This window comes from Xanthobacter lutulentifluminis, from assembly GCF_043194675.2.
In the GTDB taxonomy this organism is placed as follows: domain Bacteria; phylum Pseudomonadota; class Alphaproteobacteria; order Rhizobiales; family Xanthobacteraceae; genus Xanthobacter.
The window spans coordinates 3758536-3777452 of the sequence record NZ_CM195525.1 but is presented as its reverse complement, the minus strand read 5'-3'; the positions used below and the strand labels follow the sequence as shown (position 1 = coordinate 3777452).

General features: G+C 67.3%; 14 protein-coding genes. 3 read left to right on the top strand and 11 right to left on the bottom strand.

The window, feature by feature from the left end:
* Positions 1-46: 46 nt before the first annotated feature.
* From V5F49_RS17340 to V5F49_RS17320, 5 genes are all read right to left on the bottom strand, one after another.
* Entirely contained in the window at positions 47-421 is a 375-nt protein-coding gene (locus V5F49_RS17340; RefSeq protein ID WP_394116789.1) for a hypothetical protein, read from the bottom strand.
* A gap of 11 nt (positions 422-432) precedes the next feature.
* Entirely contained in the window at positions 433-3564 is a 3132-nt protein-coding gene (locus V5F49_RS17335; protein WP_394116788.1) for an efflux RND transporter permease subunit, read from the bottom strand.
* Positions 3565-3574: 10 nt separating this feature from the next.
* Positions 3575-5218 carry an efflux RND transporter periplasmic adaptor subunit gene (locus V5F49_RS17330; RefSeq protein ID WP_394116787.1) on the bottom strand — a complete coding sequence of 548 codons (1644 nt, stop codon included), beginning with the start codon at positions 5216-5218 and terminating at the stop codon, positions 3575-3577.
* A gap of 78 nt (positions 5219-5296) precedes the next feature.
* Positions 5297-6619, bottom strand: a complete 1323-nt coding sequence (locus V5F49_RS17325) for an ATP-binding protein (protein WP_394116786.1) — start codon at positions 6617-6619, stop codon at positions 5297-5299.
* Positions 6616-7329: a response regulator gene (locus V5F49_RS17320; protein ID WP_394116785.1), complete on the bottom strand. Its 714-nt coding sequence runs from the start codon at positions 7327-7329 to the stop codon at positions 6616-6618. Before V5F49_RS17320 ends, V5F49_RS17325 begins: the two co-directional genes overlap by 4 nt.
* A 172-nt stretch (positions 7330-7501) precedes the next feature.
* Here V5F49_RS17320 and V5F49_RS17315 point away from each other — a divergent pair, with 172 nt between their 5' ends.
* The 3 genes from V5F49_RS17315 to chrA all read left to right on the top strand — a co-directional run bounded on the left by V5F49_RS17315 (position 7502) and on the right by chrA (position 10909).
* Positions 7502-8554, top strand: a complete 1053-nt coding sequence (locus tag V5F49_RS17315) for a DMT family transporter (RefSeq protein ID WP_394116784.1) — start codon at positions 7502-7504, stop codon at positions 8552-8554.
* A 135-nt stretch (positions 8555-8689) separates the two neighbouring features.
* Positions 8690-9511, top strand: coding sequence for a chromate resistance protein ChrB domain-containing protein (locus V5F49_RS17310; protein ID WP_394116908.1), 822 nt, complete (start codon positions 8690-8692; stop codon positions 9509-9511).
* Positions 9512-9520: 9 nt separating this feature from the next.
* The gene (gene chrA, locus V5F49_RS17305) at positions 9521-10909 is read left to right on the top strand and encodes a chromate efflux transporter (RefSeq protein WP_394116783.1); all 1389 of its coding nucleotides are present in this window, start codon (positions 9521-9523) and stop codon (positions 10907-10909) included.
* On the opposite strand, the gene V5F49_RS17300 is transcribed toward chrA, so the two are convergent.
* The 6 genes from V5F49_RS17300 to V5F49_RS17275 all read right to left on the bottom strand — a co-directional run bounded on the left by V5F49_RS17300 (position 10910) and on the right by V5F49_RS17275 (position 18914).
* Positions 10910-11341 (bottom strand): Arm DNA-binding domain-containing protein, encoded by a 432-nt coding sequence (locus V5F49_RS17300; RefSeq protein ID WP_394116907.1) that lies wholly within the window; start codon positions 11339-11341, stop codon positions 10910-10912.
* A 329-nt stretch (positions 11342-11670) separates the two neighbouring features.
* Positions 11671-12762, bottom strand: a complete 1092-nt coding sequence (locus V5F49_RS17295) for a DUF8606 domain-containing protein (RefSeq protein WP_394116782.1) — start codon at positions 12760-12762, stop codon at positions 11671-11673.
* Between the two features lie 11 nt (positions 12763-12773).
* On the bottom strand, positions 12774-13838 hold the full coding sequence (locus tag V5F49_RS17290; protein WP_394116781.1) for a restriction endonuclease subunit S: 1065 nt from the start codon (positions 13836-13838) through the stop codon (positions 12774-12776).
* Positions 13839-13933: 95 nt separating this feature from the next.
* A complete protein-coding gene (locus V5F49_RS17285) occupies positions 13934-15559 on the bottom strand; it encodes an HsdM family class I SAM-dependent methyltransferase (RefSeq protein ID WP_394116780.1) in 1626 nt (541 codons plus the stop codon).
* A 9-nt stretch (positions 15560-15568) separates the two neighbouring features.
* Positions 15569-17716 (bottom strand): DEAD/DEAH box helicase family protein, encoded by a 2148-nt coding sequence (locus V5F49_RS17280; RefSeq protein ID WP_394116779.1) that lies wholly within the window; start codon positions 17714-17716, stop codon positions 15569-15571.
* A 91-nt stretch (positions 17717-17807) separates the two neighbouring features.
* Positions 17808-18914 carry a tyrosine-type recombinase/integrase gene (locus V5F49_RS17275; protein ID WP_394116778.1) on the bottom strand — a complete coding sequence of 369 codons (1107 nt, stop codon included), beginning with the start codon at positions 18912-18914 and terminating at the stop codon, positions 17808-17810.
* Positions 18915-18917: the final 3 nt, after the last annotated feature.

Below are 18917 nucleotides of genomic sequence, written 5' to 3'. Positions count from 1 at the left end.
GAAGGCATCGCCGGGCAGACGAGGCGAGGCGGGCATCATGGGGATGTCAGTATTTGGCCTGGGCGGAGGAGCCGTCCGGAGCCGTGATCTGGACGGCGCCCTTCACCCCCTTGGGAACGGCCACGGCGGCGGTGCCGGACAGCCGGTTTCCGCCGGCGGGAGCGAGCGGAATGCGCTGGGCCTTGCCGTCCACCACGAGGATTGCGTTGGCCTTGAAGCCGTCGGCCGCGACAGGCTTGTCGGACCCGTCGCTGAGATAGAGCGCGACGGCGGCGGTGCCGTCGGCCACCAGTTCGGCATGATAGTGGCCGGCATCCACCCGCACCCCGCCATTGGCGCCGACGCCGGGCTCGTGCGCGAACACAGGGGTCGCGAGCAGGGGAACAGCGAGGAAGGCAGGAACGAGACGACGAAAGATCATGGGAGGCTCCGTCAGAAGGCGTCCGCGCGAGCGGGCGCCGTGATGGGGGAAGCCTCGCCCGCATCCGCCACGAGCCGTTCGAGCGGGCGGCGGCCGTATCGCAGGACGAGGACGGGAGTGAGAGCGGCATCGAGCAGCGTGGCACTGACGAGGCCGCCGAAGATGGTGATGGCGACGGGGTGAAGGATCTCCTTGCCCGGCACCTCGGCCCCGCTCATGAGCGGCAGCAGGGCGATGCCGGCGGACGTGGCGGTCATCAGCACCGGGGTCAGCCGCTCGAGGCTCCCGCGCATGACGAGGGCCGGGCCGAACGGCAGGCCCTCGGATATGGCGAGATTGATGATGTGGCTGATCTTCAGGATGCCGTTGCGCGCGGCTATCCCGGTGAGCGTGACGAAGCCGATCATGCTCGCCACCGAGAGCGGCTGCCCGGCGAGCCACAGCGCCGCCACGGCGCCGATGAGCGCCAGCGGCACGCTGCCCATGATGACGAGCGCGAACAGCGCAGAACGATAGCGGCTGTAGAGGATGGCGAAGACGAGCAACAGCGACAGCGCGGCGAGGCCGCCGATGGTGCGCATGGACTCTTCCTGCGCCGCGAAGGTGCCCTCAAGGCTCGCCGACATGCCGGCCGGCATGTCTGTCGCGGCGATGACGCGGCGCATGTCGGCGATGATGGCCGCCGTATCGCGGCCGCCGGCGGTGTTGGCCAGCACCACGATGCGCCGGCGCCCGCCCTCGCGCAGGATCTGGTTCGGCCCGTCCGTCTCCTTCACGTCCGCCACCTGCGAGAGGGGGACCGGGCCGGTGGGCGTTTCGATGAGGAGGCGGGCCAGTCCCTCGGCGCTCCGCGTCGCGTCGGGGAGGCGGACGATCAGGTCGAACCGGCGGTTGCCGTCCACGAGTGTCGAGACCACGCGGCCATTCGAGAGCCGCGCCAACGCGTCCGTCACCTGGGCGGGCTGGAGGCCGTAGAGAGCAGTGCGGCCATAATCCACCTGCACGGTGACTTCGGGCACGCGCACTTGCCGCTCCACCTGCAGGTCGACGAGCCCCGGAATGGCGCCGAGGCGCTGGCGCAGGCTTTCCGCCGTGGCGCGCAGGGCGTCGAGGTCGTCGCCGAACAGCTTCAGGGCGATCTCGGCCCGGACCCCGGAGAGCATATGGTCCAGCCGGTGGGAGATGGGCTGGCCCACGTTGAAGGAGGCCGGCAGAACGGAGAGGCGATCGCGGATGTCGGCGGTGATCTCCGCGCGGCCGCGGGCGGAGGGCTGCAGGTCGACCTCGATCTCGGAGGCGTGCACGCCCTCCGCATGCTCGTCCAGCTCGGCCCGGCCGGTGCGCCGGCCGACCGCCTTCACCTCCGGCACCTCAAGGATGATCCTTTCGGCCACGAGCCCCATGCGATGGCTCTCGGCCAGCGAAAGGCCGGGCCGGAACGACATGGAGATGGTCAGCGAACCCTCGTTGAACGGCGGCAGGAATGCGCGCGGCAGGCCGGCGGCAGCAGCGAGGGCGGCGACGAAGAACAAGGTCGTCGTTCCCATCACGAGGCGCTGGTGGCGGAAGGCGGCGGATAGCAGCGCCGCGTAGCCGCGCTTCAGCAGGCGGACGAGCCCGCCGTCCCGCTCCGCATGGCGGCTGAGCGCGGGCAGCAGATAGAAGGCGAGCACCGGCGTGAGCGTGATGGAGGTCGCAAGGCTCGCGAGGATGGAGACGATATAGGCCTGCCCCAGCGGCGCGAACAGTCGTCCCTCGATGCCGGGCAGCGCAAACAGGGGCACGAACACCAGCACGATGATGAGCGTGGCGTAGACGATACCGGAGCGCACCTCCCGGCTCGCCGCAACCACCACGTCGAACACGGGACGGGGCGCGGCAGCGGAGGCATTTTCGCGCAAGCGCCGGAAGATGTTCTCCACGTCCACCACGGCATCGTCCACCAGCTCGCCGATGGCGATGGCGAGGCCGCCCAGCGTCATGGTGTTGATGGAAAGGCCGAAGGCGTGGAAGACGATGGCGGTGCTGAGGATCGACACCGGAATGGCGGTGAGCGAGATCAGCGTGGTGCGCCAGTTGAGCAGGAAGGCGAACAACACCACCGCCACCACCGCCATGGCTTCCATCAGCACCTTCTCGACGTTGCCGATGGAGGCGGCGATGAAATCGGCCTGCCGGAACACGGGCGGGGAGATGCGGATGCCGTCGGGCAGCGTGCGGTTGAGATCGCCCACCGCCTCCTCCACCGCGCGGGTCAGGGCGAGGGTGTCGGCCTCCGGCTGTTTCTCCACGGAGAGGATCACCGCCGGGCGCCCCATATAGCCGGCATCGCCGCGCTTCAGCCGCGCGGCGTAGTCCACCTGCGCGATCTGGCGGAGGAAGACGTTGCCTCCCGCGGGGCGGGACAGCACGAGGGTCTTCAGGTCATCGAGGCTGAGCGTGTGCGCGATGTTCCGGATCAGGAACTCACGCCCGCTTTGGTCGGCGAAACCGCCTCCCGAATTGGTGCCGAACTGCTGAAGCGCCTTATCCAGGGCATCAAGGGTGATGCCATGGGCGCGCATGGCGGCAAGGTCCGGCGCGACGCGGAACTGCCGCACCTCGCCGCCCATGGGAATGACCTGAGCGATGCCGGGAATGGCGAGGAGCCGGGGCCTGATGACGAAATCCGCGGCTTCGCGCACCGCCATGGGGGCGGCCGTGTCGCTGGTCACGGCGAACATCAGGATCTGCCCCATGATGGAGCTGATTGGCCCCATCTGCGGCGAGACGTTCGCCGGCAGGCGGTCCCGTACCAGCGCAAGGCGTTCGGCGATCTGCTGGCGGTCGCGGAAAATGTCGGTCCCGAAGTCGAATTCCACATAAAGCACAGACAGGCCGACGCCGGACACGGAGCGCAGGCGGATGAGGCCCGGCAGGCCGTTCATCGCCGTCTCCAGCGGGAAGGTGACGAGCTGTTCCACCTCCGACGGAGCAAGGCCCTCTGCTTCGGTCATGATGGTGACTGTCGGTCGGTTGAGGTCGGGCAGCACGTCCACCGGCAGCCGCGTCACCGCATAGGCGCCGTAGACCACCAGCACGGCTGCGAGCGCCAGCACCAGCAGGCGGTTGCGGAGGGACTGGGTGACGAGGACTGTGAACATCGGCCGGCCCTCAGCGGATCTGGTCGATAAGTTCGGCGCCGTCGGTGACGACGCGCTGCCCGGGTGCGAGGCCCGCCACCACCAGCACGCGGGCCGCATCGAGGGGCTCGGTCTTCACGTCGATCGAGACGAAGCGCTCAGCGCTGACGTGCGAGTAGACGATGGATTGGCCGTTCGCCCCGCGCACCACCGCAGAACGGGGGATCGCGATGCCAGTGCGCGGGGCGCCGGCCTCGGCGAATACCGTCAGAAACTGGCCGGGGCGCAGCTCCCCGGTATCCGAGGCGACCGAGAACAGGAGGGGGAGCGCCTGGGCGCGATCAGATACTCCCGCCCCCAGAAAGGTGAGGTCCACGGTGCGCCCGTTCGGCAGGCGGCCGGTGGCGCCTGATCGGCCCGCGTCCGGTGAGAAGCCGAGGGCCTCCACCCATAGCCGGTCAGGATCGACGATGCGGAACACCACGGTGTTGGGGTCCGCCATCTGCCCCGCCACGGCATCGGCGGCAGCGATGATCCCGGCGACTGGCGCGCGGAGGGCTTCCGGCTCGCGCTGCACCCGCTCCAGCTTGGCGCGGCGCGTCTTGAGGCCGTTCAGCTCGATTTCCGCCTCCTCCACCTCGCGGCGTGTGACCGCGTTTGGGATGGCCGAGAGCCGCTCGTAACGGCGCTTCACGAGGGCGATCTGCTGGTCCAGTTCGTAGCCCTGCTGCTCCAGGTCCTTGAGGTCTGAGGCGCCGATGGGCGGATGCACGTAGGCGAGGATTTCGCCCGCCGCGACCTTGGTTCCGAGCGGCTTGAAGCCGCCCTCTGGCGGGGCGAGGCGGCCGCCCACCGCGGTCTGCACGAGGCCGCTCGCATTCGCATCCGGCACCAGGCGGCCGGGCAACTCCACCGTGCCAGCGAAGGCGCCCGAGGCAGTGACGAGCGTGCGCACGCCGAGGAGGCGCTGGGTTGGCTTGGGCACGATCACCGAACCGTCGGGGAGGCGCTGGGCCGCATCGCGCGGAGCCGGCTTCGGCGCCTCCGCCCGGGCGTCGCGAACTCCGGCAAGGGCGAGGCAGGCCGCCCCAAGAACGAGGAGGGCCCGCGCACGCCGCCGCGATACGACAAGTGCCCCGGCTAGGAAGCCGATGAGCAGGCCCACCACAACGCCCGCGAGCGCGCCGGACGGCGCTCCGCCGATCAGCGCCAGCGTCGCCGGTGCAGACTGTCTTGCGTCGGATGAAGCTGGGACCGGAGCGATGGCCAAGGTGCCGGCGAGCACGTCCACCGCGTCACCTGCCGTGACGGTGAAGGCGAGGTCGTGCGTGCCCGGCGTCGCCGCGAATGGCGCGGGCAGGACGTAGGAGCCCGGCCCCGAGGGTTTGGCGGCTTGCGAGCCTTGGGGCGTGTCCACCTCGACGGTGGCGCCCTCCACCGGAGCATTGTCGGCGAAGCGGTCGAGATAGATCGTGAGCATGCCGTCGCGCAGCACCGCCACCAGCTCGAAACCGGCGGAGAGGGCTTCGACTCGGGGGGCGAGGGTCGTTACCTGAGGGGGCGGCGGCGCCCCATGGTCGTGGCCTTCGTGGGCCGAGGCACCGGCCGCCAAAGCGAGGGAGGCCAGAAGGCCGCACAGCCCAAGGCTCAGTCTTTGCCAAAAACGCCGCGCCATGCCTCGATCCGTCCGCTCGGAACACCGGTACGGGAGGCACATAGCGTGCGGCGCGTCACGCCGCGTATCGCTTCTGTATCAGTTTGTTTCAGCCTGGACCTTGGGCAGGCGCACCGTCGCGATCAGGCCGCCATCGGGAGCGTTGGCGAGGGTCAGAGTGCCGCCGTGCGCCTCGGCCACGGTAAGCGCGATGGTGAGGCCCAGACCGACGCCGCCGGTGGCGCGGCTGCGCGAAGCCTCGAGCCGCACGAACGGCTCGATCACGGCGGCCAGTTGGTCCCCGGGAATGCCGGGGCCGTGGTCGCGCACCGCCAGCATGGCCGCGGCGCCCTCGTCGGCGAGCGTCACATGGGCGGAGCCGCCGTAGGTGAGGGCATTCTCGACGAGGTTGGACACCATCCGCTTCAGGCTGACGAGCCGTCCCGCCACCACAAGGCGCGGCGGGGCGGCAAGATCGGCACAAAGGCCCCGGTCCCGCGCATCGTCCACGATGGTCTCCACCAGCGCCACCAGATCGAGCGGCCGCACCGGCTCGTCGCTGGCCTCGCCGCGCAGGTAGGAGAGTGTGGCATCCACCATCTGCTCCATTTCCGCGATGTCCTCGGCCATGGCGCGGCGCAGCGTCGGATCGTTCACATCCTCCAGGCGGAAGCGCAGCCGCGTCATCGGCGTGCGCAGATCATGGGAGAGAGCGGCCAGGGCCTGCGTGCGCCGCTCCACCAGCCCGGCGATGCGCGCCTGCATGCCGTTGAACGCATGGGCCAGCTCGCGAACCTCCTTGGGGCCGGTCTCGGGGAGCCGCACGAGGGGGGCCGCGGGCGGCAGGGCCGCAACCGTACGCGCCATGGCCCGGAGCGGGCGGGTGAGCCATGCGGCGATCGCGAGCGAGAGCAGCAGCACGCCAGCCGCCATGAGCGTGGTGGAGAGCAGGGATCCGTGCGCGCCCGGCGCCTGCGGCGCGGAGGCGAACAGGCGGGCGTTCAACCAGCTGCCGTCCGGCAGGCGCACCGCCACGAGACTGAGATGCGGATCGGCCCCGGCACTCACCAGCACGTCACTGGCCTGAAGGTCGGGCGCCAGGGTGCGCACCTCCTCGGCGAGGCGCTGTGCGGCATCGGTGGCGCGGGGGCCGGCCGCAGCCATGGCCTCCCGGCTCCAATGGGCGTCGATGGCGCCGCCCGACAGGTCGTGGGCAACATCCTCGCGGCTTTCCGGTGCCACGGCAGCGAGCGACCGGCGCAGCGAGACCAACTGGTCGGCGAGGCGCACCGCGTGGGCGGCATGGCGCTGGCGCTCCATGGCGTGCTCGTAGGTCCACAGGCTGAGCACATGCACCACGACGATGCCCACCACCGCCACCACGGCGGTGCGCATGGCGAGACTGTCGAGGGCACGGATCACGAGCGCTCCACCTCCGGGGCGAAGAAATAGCCCGCGCCGCGCACTGTCTTCACCATCTCGGGGCTGCCGTGGGACTCGAGCTTCTTGCGCAGCCGGCTCACCTGGATGTCGATGGCGCGATCGAAGCCGGTGGCGACGCGGTTCTTGGCGGCATCCATCAGCTGGTCGCGGTTCAGCACGCGCTGGGGGTGCTCGAGGAAGGTCAGCAGCAAGTCGTATTCCCCGGTGGAAAGGTCCACCACCGCGCCTTCTGGATTGGTCAATTCCCGCCGCCGCGTGTCGAGCGTCCAGCCGGAGAACTTCAGGCTCGATCCGCCGGCGGCGGGGAGGGCGTCCGAGGGCCGGGTCCGCCGCAGGACGGCGTGGATGCGCGCGAGCAGCTCGCGCGGGTTGAAGGGCTTCGCGAGGTAATCATCGGCGCCCAGCTCCAGCCCGACGATCCGGTCCACGTCGCTCCCGCGCGCGGTGAGCATGATGATGGGGACGTTGGAGCTGCGGCGCAGGTCGCGGCACAGATCGAGGCCGCTCACGCCCGGCAGCATGATGTCGAGGATGACGAGGTCCACGGGGCCCGCGGCGATGGCCTCCCGCATCTCGCGGGCATCCTGCGCCGACGTCACCTTGTGCCCGTGCTCGCGCAGGAACTTGCCGGCAAGCCGACGGATCTCGGCGTCATCGTCGACGATGAGGATGTGGCCTTCAGGGGACACGATGTCTCGCACTCCTCGGCGGCGGAGCCCGGCAACGCGGCGTCGGGCGCACCCTTTCTACCGGAGCCCCACGGCATCGCAATGCGGGTTCCGCAGGACTGAGCGCAAGCAGGCTGGCGCCGCGGTTCCGTCTTCGACCTCGGACAGATAAAAGGTTCATGGAGGAGCGCCCATGAACACCGGAATCGTCTTCGGCCTGCTTTCCGCGGGTCTCTTTGGAGCGAGCACCCCATTCGCGAAGCTGCTTCTCGGCGCCGTCGACCCGTGGATGATGGCCGGCCTGCTCTATCTTGGAGCCGGAGCTGGCCTCGCCGCCATCCACCTCTTCCGGGCAGCCCTCCGGCTGCCGGCGGTCGAGGCGCCGCTGCGGCGGACCGATGTGCCGTGGCTCGCGCTCGTGATCCTCGCCGGCGGCGTCCTCGGCCCGCTGCTGCTCATGTTCGGCCTTGCCCGCACCGATGGCGCGAGCGCATCCCTTCTGCTCAATCTGGAAGGTGTGGCGACCATGGCCATCGCCTGGATCGCCTTCCGCGAGAATGTGGACAGGCGCCTCCTTCTGGGCGCGCTCGCCATCCTCGCCGGCGCGGCGCTGCTGTCATGGCAGGGCCGGGCGATGCTCGACCTCGGCGCCGCGCTGATCGCCGGCGCCTGCCTGTGCTGGGGCATCGACAACAACCTCACCCGGAAGCTCTCCTCGGCCGATCCGGTGCAGATCGCCATGCTGAAGGGCCTGATCGCCGGAACCATCAACCTCGTGATCGCTCTCGGCCACGGGGCGGCCTTCCCTTCGGGCGGGGCCGTCGCCGCGGCTGCCGTGGTCGGCTTCTTCGGCTATGGCGTCAGCCTCGCCCTGTTCGTGCTCGCGCTGCGTCATCTCGGCACCGCACGCACCGGTGCCTATTTCTCGCTCGCGCCGTTCGTGGGGGCCATCCTGTCCATCGCCCTGCTCGGCGAGGCCATTACGCCCCAGCTCCTGATCGCGGGCCTCCTGATGGCGCTCGGCCTCTGGCTGCATCTCTCAGAGCAGCATGAGCACGAGCATGCACATGAGGCGCTAGAGCACGAGCACCGCCATCGCCACGACGTGCACCACCAGCACGCCCACGATGCGCACATACCGGCCGGAGAGCCGCACAGCCACTGGCACCGGCACACGCCGATGGTGCATCGGCACCCGCATTACCCGGACATCCACCACCGCCACGGGCACGGGCACGGCGCGTGAGACCTTCTCCTTCGTCAGGGTTGCGCGCGGATCGCCGGTCCGTCTAATCTGACTTCAAGGGGCTCCCGCGATTGCCCCGTGAGGCGCCAGCCTGAAATCGCGTCCTTTCTCCCCTTTGCCCAGGGATGGACGCTCGTGCCTTCAAACACCGAAATCACAGCGGCGCAGCTCGGCCGCCTCGTTGGCCTGCCGGCCGCCCCCATCATCGTCGACGTGCGCACCGACGCCGACTTCGGCGCCGACAGGCGCCTGCTGCCGGCCGCCCGCCGGCATTCCCACGCCGACGTCGCGGCCTGGGGCCCCGCGCTGGCGGGCCGATCCGTCGCCGTGGTCTGCCAGAGCGGCCACAAGCTCAGCCAGGGCGTGGCCGCATGGCTGCGGATCCAGGGTGCTCAGGCGGAAACGCTGGAAGGCGGCTTCGAGGCGTGGCGGGACAGCGGCGGCGTGCTCTGCTCCGAGGCCGCCTTGCCGCCGCGCGATGCCGCGGGGCGAACGGTTTGGGTCACGCGTGCGCGCCCGAAGGTGGACCGCATCGCCTGCCCCTGGCTGATCCGTCGTTTCATCGATCCCGACGCGACTTTCCTCTATGTCGGCGCATCCGAGGTGGAAAGCGTGGCATCGACCTTCGGCGCCGCGCCGTTCGACATCGACGGCGCGTTCTGGAGCCACCGCGGCGATGGCTGCACCTTCGACACCATGATCGAGGAGTTCGGGCTCAGGTCTCCCGCTCTCGACCGCCTCGCGACCATCGTTCGCGCCGCCGATACGGCGCGGCTTGACCTGTCTCCCCAGGCGGCAGGCTTTCTCGCAGCCTCCCTCGGCCTCTCCCGCATGTATCGGGACGACCTGCAGCAGCTCGACGCCGGCATGCTGCTCTACGACGCCTTCTATCGCTGGTGCCGGGACGCTGTGGAAGAAACCCACAACTGGCCCGCGGGCCAGCAGAGGCAGGGGTGAGGGCGCGCCATGACCATCGCACTCGACACGCGCGGCTCCGCCGCCTCCCCCGCGCGCCCGACCTTTCGCGAGGCCGTGAAGGTCTGGGCGAAGATCGGCTGCCTCAGCTTTGGCGGGCCCGCCGGGCAGATTGCCCTGATGCACCGGGAACTCGTGGAGGAGCGCCGCTGGATCGGCGAGCAGCGGTTCCTGCATGCCCTGAACTATTGCATGCTCCTGCCCGGCCCCGAGGCGCAGCAGCTCGCCACCTATATCGGCTGGCTCATGCACCGTACCGCGGGCGGGCTGGTGGCAGGCCTGCTGTTCGTCCTGCCGGGCGCCGTCGTGATGCTGGCCCTCAGCATCCTCTATGCCCTCTATCGCCACGTGCCGCTCATCGACGCGGCATTCCTCGGCGTGAAGGCGGCCGTGCTGGCGGTGGTAGTGGAGGCGCTCTTGCGGATCAGCCGGCGCGCGCTGAAGAACCGCCTCATGGTGGCGATTGCCGGGCTCGCCTTCCTGGCCATCTACGTGCTGCACATCCCGTTCCCGCTGATCATTCTCGCCGCCGGTCTCGCCGGATGGGCGGGCAGCCGCGCCGCCCCGGAGCTGTTCCAGAGCGCTGGCCACGCAGGAGCGAAGGCAGACACCCATGGCGTGGTGGACCAGATGTTCGAGCAGGGGGAACTGGCCCATGCCGAACCGTCATTGCGGCGCGCGGCCGGCATCATCGCAGTCTGGCTGCCTCTGTGGCTCGGCCCGGTCGCGGTGCTGTGGGCCGCCTTCGGCATCGGGAGCGTGTGGACGCAGATCGGCTCCTTCTTCAGCCTGATGGCGGTCGTCACCTTCGGCGGCGCATATGCGGTGCTCGCCTATGTGGCGCAGGCCGCGGTGGACGGCTTCGGCTGGCTCGCGCCTGGTGAGATGCTGGATGGTCTCGGCTTGGCCGAAACGACGCCCGGCCCCCTCGTCATGGTGCTGCAGTTTGTCGGCTTCCTCGCCGCCTACCGTTCGCCCGGCATCCTCAACCCGATGCTGGCGGGATGCCTCGGCTCCCTGCTGACGCTCTGGGTAACGTTCGCCCCCTGCTTCTTCTGGATCTTCCTCGGCGCGCCCTACGTGGAAGCCCTGCGAGGCAACCGCGCCCTGGGCGCAGCGCTTTCCGCCATCACCGCAGCGGTGGTGGGCGTGATCCTGAACCTCGCCTTGTGGTTCGCGGTCCACGTCGTCTTCCAGCAGGTGGTGAGCGTGGACTGGCACGGCATCGGGCCCGATCTGCCCGTGCTCTCCTCAGTCGACTGGCGTGCGGCCGCGCTATCTGCAATGGCCATGCTCGCCATGTTCCGGTTCAAGCTCGGAATGCTCCACACGCTCGGAGTTTGTGGTTTGGCGGGTGTGGCGCTCTCGGCATTCGGCTGATCACGCACCGATGGCGCGACCGAGCGCCTCCGCAGCCCTCCTGCCGATATCACGGGAGAGGCAACGGCACGCTTCGCAGGGGTAGGCGCGTGACCTGCTCCCATGACTTCGTGCCCAGGATAAGTCGGGTCCTTCGATCAGGAGAAGGACGGTGCGGCGCGGTTCGCGACGGTGATGCGCGTCATCGATGATTACGGCTACGGTCGAAAACGTGTTGGCGGAAGACACGCTGGCCGCAACTTTCTCCAGCTTCCTGATCGCGGACGGATCCTCACCGGCGAGGAGCCGCCTTTTGGCCTCTTCCCGCTTTTGGCGCGCCTCGACCAAGGGAACGGTGGGGTATGGGCCAAACGGGAGCTGCTTCGGCTTGCCCGCGAATCGATAGGCTAGGCGCCAGATGCGACTGCCGTTCGGATTGACGAGAAGATGCAGACCTTCGCCGTCAAAGAGCTCGTACAGTTTGTCTTTTTGGCTGGGCGTTGCGCAACGCCAGATCCGTGAGATGCCTACGCGCGCGCGAGATTCAATCGGACCACCACGGACCTTGACGGACCACCAAACGAGGCTAACCGATTGCTCTACCGTCAGAATTGGACGCTGCTAGACGTCTCTGGACGGTAAAATGGTGCCAGGAGAGGCAACTAAAAAACACATCAACTATCTGATATAAAACAAAATAATCTTTTGACGAATTTTTGATACCCCCAAATGTACCCCCAATTGCTCAGGCTACCCCCTCCGCAGCCCGTCGCGCGGGCCAATCATACCCCCTTGTCCCATCCCGGAAACAGCTCCTTGAGCCGCTCCAGCGTGTGGCGCCATTTCGGGGTGCGGGGGGCGCAGACGGTGTTCTGGTTGCCGAACATGCCGGTCTCGTTCACCGCTTGAGACAAGGGCCGGGTCGCCAGCCATTCCATGGGCACGAAATATTCGCACCGCTCCGGGTCGTCGGCGACAGAGCGGTAATGGCCCTTCATCACCTCCAGCGCCGGGCGCTCGATGCCGGTCTCGTCTGTCACGGTGAAGTCGGAGGCCGGGACGGAACTGCCGCGTGCGCGCCCGACGCCGACGAAGCCGTAGCCGGGCGCCTTCACCCACACCAAATCGCCATCCTTGAGCAGCTTGAGCGTGCCCGTATACCATGAGCCGCCGCCCGCACTGATGAAGCCGTAGCGGCGGGCGTCTTCCCAATCGCGTTCGCCATCGTGGCCGAAGCTGGCATAGAACTCGCCGTTCCATGGCTCCTTTTCACCGGAGGCGCTGCTGCTCGATGCGGCCACCTGCGTCTCGACGGGATCGAGCAGCCAGGCGCGGCTCAGCAATTGGCCGGCATCGGTCTCGAACACCTGAAAGCAGAGCACGTTGATGGGAACGTCGCGGCGGTTGAGATAGCCGACGATGCGCTCGCTGGCGGCATCCAGCTCGGATGCCACGATGACGATCTGGTGGTTCTGGTTCAGATTGTCGGGATCTAGCTTCTGACCGAACCTTGCCGCGAAGGCGTCGTCAAGGCTGCCGCCCTTGGAGAAGCGGGCATAGATGCGATTGAGGTCCTGCGCCTCCAACCCTTCGGCCCAGGTGGCATAATCCAGCGCCTGCGCCACCACTTCGCGCGGGGTCTTGCCGCGCTTCAGCTCGATCAGGATCAGCGTGCCGTCTGGAGCGAGGGCGAGGAGGTCGATGCGGCCGGAAAAGCCGGTGTCCTCCTGCTGGCCGATCATCATCCACTGCCGGGAAAGGATTTCCGGCGCGGCGACGATCATCTCCTCCAGCAGCGCCTCACTCGGCAGGCTCGCCTCGCGGAGCGGCTCCGGCTTGGAGCCGACACGCCAGAGACTGTGATGGATGGGCATGCGGCCTCCTCTCAGCGGAAAATCTCGTGGGAGAGCGCCGCCGCCATGGCCTCGGCCTTCGCCGCGGCGGCATCGAGCGCACGCGCGGTGGACTCGATGCGCCGTGCCTGTTCGGCGAAGCCGGTTTGCAGGGGAAGAGGGGGGAGGCCTAGACGGAAGGCGCGCAATTCTTTGCCATTTATATTGGCCTGACCTATCGCGCCGCGGGCCGCGGCAAAGAGCGTCTGCTTCATGTGCGAGGTGTTGAAGAAGGCCCAAATGTACATTGGGTCAACCCTCTCAGGATCGACCCTCATGCGAATGAAGTAGGACGCGGCGACTGCGTTGAAACGCCCATCCCACAGACCTGTCTTTCCAACCAACTCTTTGCTGTTGGTCCGGTTGAATATGAGGTCGCCCGGAAGAAGCTCGACTCTCTCGCGCTCCGCAGCCGGCAACTCAACAAATTTCAGATCATCGGTATTCAGTCGGCCATCGGTTGTGACGTTGCCCATGCGGATCACAGGAATTCCAGCGCCGTGACTGTCGGCTTTTTGGCTCGTCCCGTATGACGCCTGCCTTAGCACATCTGCAACCGACACCACCGCCCACCCCTTCGGATTGGTCCCCGGGTCGCCGAACATGTCGAGGAAGAGGGCGGGGACGATGGCGCGGGCCTTGGCGCGGGCGGCGTCGGCGCGGCGCCGGATGTCTGCCGCACGGTCCAGCAGGCTGACGATCCGCCGCTGCTCGTCGAGCGGCGGGAGGGAAATCGGCATGTCGAGTAGAACGGACATATCCGCCCGCGGCATACGCGCACCGGTGTTTTTCGCCATCAATGTGTCGATGACGGTCTGTCGCCGGACCCAGTGAAACAGATAGCGCCGGTCGAGCCGGCGCGAGTCCGGCAAGAGCGGGATCAACTCCATCGAGGCGCATCCCGCCTGTCGAGGAAGGGCGATTTTGCGAAGGTATGGCCGCAATTTACCGAACAGAACATGACGATCATCGAACAGAAAAGCTTGTCCTTTGCCTTCTCCGGTTCGGGAGCCTTGACCGAGCAAGATTCGCCCGGTTTCAGGATCGACATGCTCCATGCCGACGAATTCAAGCCCTCGGACAATCGCCTCCGAAGCGGCGGTCGCGCGCCGATCCATACGACAAACGCTACCAAGCTCGACAGCCCCCGTACTCACACCACCCGCTCCCGCATCTCCGCCGCCAGCGCCTCGATGTCGGCGAGGAGCGCCGTCACATCCTCCTGCAATTCCTCCAGCAGTTCGCGCGGGTCGCGATGCTCGGCTGCGGCGCGGGTTTCCGGGCGATAGCGGGAGGCGGAGAGGTTCCAGCTTTCCGCAGCGATGGCGGCAGCATCGGCAAACCACCAGTTTTCGCTCCAGGGCTGCGCCGTGTCGCGCGCCTGCCAGTCCTCCCACAAATCTTCGCGGCTGTTGAAGGCGGCGATCAGGCCCGGCAGGTCGTCTGCCTCGATAGGCTGGTCGTGGTTGGCGTCCAGCTTGAAGCCGTCATTGCTGGCGTGCAGGAACATGACACGCTCGGTGCGCCCGCCCTGCGCAAACACCAGCACCGAGGTCTTCACCCCCGAATAGGGCTGAAACACCCCGCCCGGCAAGGAGAGTACCGCCTCCACCCGGTTGTTCTCCAGGAGGATGCGGCGCAATTCCTTGTGCGCGCCAGTGGAGCCGAACAGCACCCCCTCCGGCACGATGACGCCGCAGCGCCCGCCCTTCTTGAGATTGTCGATCATGTATTTGACGAACAGAAGCTCGGTGGCCGTGCTGGTGCCGATCTTCACGTCATCGACGATGCGGTCGCGATCGATGCGGCCGGAGAAGGGCGGGTTGGCCAGCACCACGTCATAGCCGTCGAGCGGCAGGTCGCGCTCCGCCTTCTCCTGCCGGCCGAAGCTGGTGGTGAGCACGTTGCGCTTCAGGATGCGCACATTTGGCAGCCCGCGCAGCGCCAGATTCATGCTGGCGAGACTGACCATCTTCGGGTCCACGTCATTGCCGTAAAAGGTCTCGTTGTGAAGCTTTGCGACTTGCTGCGCCTTTAATTTGTCGCCGAAACCGCGCTCGAACGTCTTGCCGTCGAATTCCGCCACCGTGCGCCCATTGGCCGAGGAATTGGCGAGGCGGATATGCTCATAGGCCGCCACCAGAAAGCCGGCGGTGCCCGCGGCCGGGTCATAGACGGTTTCGCCGATCTTCGGGTCCACCAGATCGACGATGGCGCGGATGACGTGGCGCGGCGTGCGGAACTGGCCCAGCTCGCCCGCCTGCTTGATCTGCCGCAGCACATGCTCGAACAGGTCGCCCTTGGTGTCCGGGTCCGCCTCCTCCAGCTTGAGCGCATTCACCAGAGAGACCACCTGCGTCAGCACAGTCGGCTCGTCCACCACCAGGCGCGCCTGCGCCATGAAGCTGAGGCCGGTGTCGTCACCAATGGACGCGAAGAAGGGAAACACCTCGTCCCGCACGAACGTCACCAGCGGCTCGGCAGACAGGCTGATGGCCCAGCTCGACCACTTCATCCGCTCGCGTGGAATGTGCGTCACGCCCTTGGCCGGCGCATTGCGCGGGTTCTTCAGCTCCCACTCGCCTTTGAAGAGGGACGTATAGCCCTGCCCAGTGGCGCGCGACTGGCGGACGTTCGCCGCGTCGATGCCCTCGATCATATAGAAGAAAAAGAGAAAGCTCAGTTGTTCGGCATTGGACAGCGGGTCCGGATAGCCGCCGCCATAGAGGTAATCACGAATCTGATCGACCTTGCGGCGCATGTCGGGCGTGAACGGCATGGATAACCTTCAGTGTGTCGGCTTGTCGGGACGCGGCGCATCGGCTTCGGCGCCGCCCTCATGATCCGGGGAAAAGACGGCGGCATTCATGGCGGCGAGCACGCGCTCCAGCTCGGCCTCGCCGCCGAACACCGCGCAGGCGCGGGCGAACCCGCCATTCATGGACAAGGGCAGCGTATCGAAGCGCCAGCTCTCGAACTGCGCCCACTCGTTCGCATTGGCCTTGATCTGCTCTTTCACCAGATGCAGGAGGCGAAGCTGGTCGGCATTGAACGCGCCGGCCTCCAGCCAGGCCTCGAACGCCGCACCGACAGCTTCGGCACGGGCCTCCTCCACATCGAGGAAGGCATTGCCGGCCTCGTCCACCGTCACCCACTCGCGCGTCGCCGGGTCGATCTCGTCATGCACGTCGAGGGTGAGCATGCGGCGCGGTCGCCCCTGCGGACGTTCGGCCGGGCGGATCACCACCACACCGCCCTCCCCCGGCGCCTCGTCGTCGCCATGGCGGAGCGTGACGCCGGTGAAATCCCACATGGTGAAGCGATCCTTGCCCGGCGCGAGCCGCGTGCCACGGCCGCGCATCTGCTGATAGAGGATAGTGGAATGGGTGAAGCGCGCCATGACCAGATTGCGGACCTCAGGGCAATCAAAGCCGGTGTCGAGCATGTTGACGCTGACCAGGATCTGCGGAAACGGCTCCTTCTTGAACCTCTTGATCTTGGCCGCACCGTCCACCGTGTCATCCGGCCCGAGGTTGGACACGACGAAATCGGCATAGCGCGTGGTCGGAGTCGGCTTCTTGTCGGCGAAGGCGTCATCGAACATGCGGGCGAGCGTCTCGGCATGGCGCTTGGTCACGGCGAACACAATCGTCTTCCCCCACTCCGGCGCGCGGCGCACGCCGTTGAGGCCGGTATAGCCGTGTTCGAGCACGTTGCGGAATTCCCGCACCATGGCGCGGTTGCGCTCCGGGATCGTGAACCTGCGCTCCAACGCCGTCGGGTCCACGTTGATCGTGTCATCGCCGCCGAACAGGGCGTCCAGCTCCATCCGGGACGTCTCGTCCAAGGCGTTCCAGTCGATCTCGGTGCGCGCCACCTCGAAGCCGTCCGCCGCCGCCGTGCGCACCGTCAGCGCCCGGTAAATCTCATAGGGCACCAGATGCCCGTCGGCGATGGCCTCGGCCATGGAATAGCTGTAGGTGGGGCGATCGACCTCAAAGAAGCGCAGCGTGTCCCGCACCGCCGTCCGGTCTTCCTCGTCAACGTCGGGCGCGTCCTGCATCACGCATGGCGTCGCGGTCAGGCCGATCTTGATCCCATCGAAATGATCGAGCGCCTGGCGCCAATGGCCGTAGATGCTGCGGTGGCATTCGTCGATGACGATGACGTCGAAATAGCCGGATGAATATTTCTCGTATTCGTTCACCAACGTCTGCAACGTGACGATCGTCACCCGCTTTTCATCCTGAAAGCGCCGGCCGGACCTCGGCACGCGATAGCAGGGCAAATGCGGAAGATGCTCGGCAAAGGCATCCTCCGCCTGAATGGCGAGTGTGTTGCGATCGACGACGAAAAGCGCCCGCGTTGCCCAACTCGCATCAAACAGCCGCTTGAGGAGCGCGGCGGCGGTGCGGGTCTTTCCGGTCCCGGTGGCCATCTCCACCAGCATCTTCCGGCGACCCGACACCATGGCCCGGCAAATCGCCTCGATGCAGGCCGATTGATGCACGCGCCCGCCCCCACCGGCGATGCGGGTATCGATGGGAATGTCGAGGGGGCTCTTGCGCACGCCGCGCGCCGCTTTCCTGCGGGCGAGGTCATCCTGCGTGAACAGGGTTTCGACGCGCCGGAAATGGGCGTCCTGATCGCGATCCCGGAACCAGACCTCTTCGCCATTGGACAGGAAGATGAATGGCACGTCGAGCAATTCGGCATAGCGGCGCCCCTGCGCCTCTCCGCTGCTCAGGCTAACGCTGGTGCTCTTGGCTTCAAGCACGGCAAGGGCACGGCCGAGGCGATCAAACAGAACGTAGTCCGCCTTGCCGCCGTCTTCGAGCGGATACTCGTAACGCACGCTGCGGCCGTCCGTCAGGCTCCAGGCAGTATCTTTCAGCAACTGGTCGATCCTGACCCGCGCGAATGCCTCGTTCGCCACCTTCTGCGCCCCCCGCCGAGGATTTTCCTCCGCTGCAATCCCTGCGGGAAGGATAAGAGCCAAAATACCCTCGGATGGCAACGCTTGCGACTCACCTGAACGCAGGCTGACCCTGCCGCGCCAAGAGTGCGCCGATCTGCGCCAGCACGTCGCCAGCCTCGGCATCAGCCTCCCGCCCCATCCGCCCCATCACCTCGCCCTGCCGGTGGGGGTCGATTCGCCCGTAGGAGGTGAGCGTGGTGGCGATGTTTTCGTGGCCGAGGTTCTGGCTCCAGGCCTTCAGCTCCTCCGGGGTCCGGCACATGGTCTGTGCCAGATGGCCGAGGGTGTGACGGAAGGAATGGGGTGGGAAATAGGGCAGGCCCGCGCGCTCGAAGGCCTTGCGGAAAATCTCCCGCACCGGCGAGGCATTGCTCCAGTGTTCCCGCTCGATGCCCACCGGAGCGAAGCCGCCGTCGTCGCCAAGGCCCATGCGCGTGCGGGGGAAGAGCGGATCGGCCGGGCCGAACAGGTGGACCGTGCGCAATTCCTCGATCCAGGCGAGCGCGATATCGGCGAGGTCGTCGCCCACCGGAAAGAAATAGGTGACGATGGCCTTGGCGAACTTGGTCTCGACGCTGTTGGGATCCTGCGCCACCACCGGGGTCTTGCCGGACGTGTCCACATGGCCGAGGGAGAGCGACACCAGCGCACGGTCGCGGATGCCGGTCAGGAGCGTGAAGGCGACCAGGGCGCGGTTGCGCCGGTCAATGACGGTCTCCCCCAGCATGGCGGCAACAGTGGCGCGCACCTGTTCGAGGCTGGGGAAGGCCCGCAGCTTCGCCGCCTTGGCCCGCGCCGCATCCTTGTTGGAGGGCGACAGATAGTCGATATCCGCCATGTGGACCTTGGACTTGAAGCCGGGTTGCCACGACAGCCAAGTGAAGAAGTCCTTCAGCGCGGTGAGCGTGCTGGCCTGCGTGGATGCGCTCAGGCCCTCGCCGGTGCGCACACCCTCGGTCTCGGCCAACCGGGTCTTGAAGCCAATGGCTTGTTCCCGCCGGAAGGTCTTGAAGTCCTTTGCGGCCGTGTATGCCTCATAGCGGGCGAGGGCCTTGCGGACGCCATCGAGCGTTGCCTCGCTCTTGCCCTTGGCTTCCTTCAGATAGCGGATATAGTCCCTCTTCAGGCGCTCATTGGACGGGTTCAGTCTCGTCATCGC